The organism is Stutzerimonas sp. LR2 (assembly GCF_055755175.1).
Genome location: NZ_JBVTRR010000080.1, coordinates 1 through 681 on the forward strand (window position 1 = coordinate 1; position 681 = coordinate 681).

At 52.6% G+C, this 681-nt stretch carries 1 pseudogene; it reads right to left on the reverse strand.

Annotated features, from left to right (window positions below):
• Nucleotides 1–681, reverse strand: a pseudogene (locus tag ACVRRC_RS22155) (hypothetical protein); the annotation flags it as partial.

Here is a 681-nt window from a genome sequence, read left to right on the forward strand (position 1 = left end):
TGTCCTGCACCTTTTGGGGTCTGGGCAACGATTTCCAAAAACTTCGAGACATTCCAACGCCACAGGGCCAACTGGCGGAGGGTTTTATCGCGGGAAACGTAGCCCGCAATTTTCTGGGGTAACGCTTCTACTGACGCACCTTCAGAGAGCAGATACACTGCGATCTTCCCGGCATCACGAACAGCCGGACCGTCATCATCGACACCCAGTGCGGTACCTGTCGCATAGAACAGAAAATCAGTATCGCGGATAGGCTCTGCCCCAGAAACCTGATTACAGGCCATCTGGAATTCGTCATACAGGAAATAGAGCGCGGCATCGCTAATACCAGACAGTTCAGGGTAATACTCCCGCAAGGTAGCGATAACCTGTTTGTCATCCTCTTCAGGTACCCAGGTCGTTGCGTAATCTGCGTTGAGCCGTTCAAGCGGCAGGAACGAGATACTGGAGATGGCTTCATCGTCGTGCTCCGCAGCGCAGTGCATCCAGTCAAGTTTACCTTGCCATTTACCGGAAACCTCACTGATCCCCGTAAACACGATTTCCGTCAGCAGAGGGTGACCGGGAATGTATTGCTCAACGCTCAACATTTCAACACTGTCCGCCGTCATGTCATCCCACTCAGCCAGCGGATCGGAAGGGATATCAGCCAGGCTGACGATGCTTTTGTAAACCTGTTTT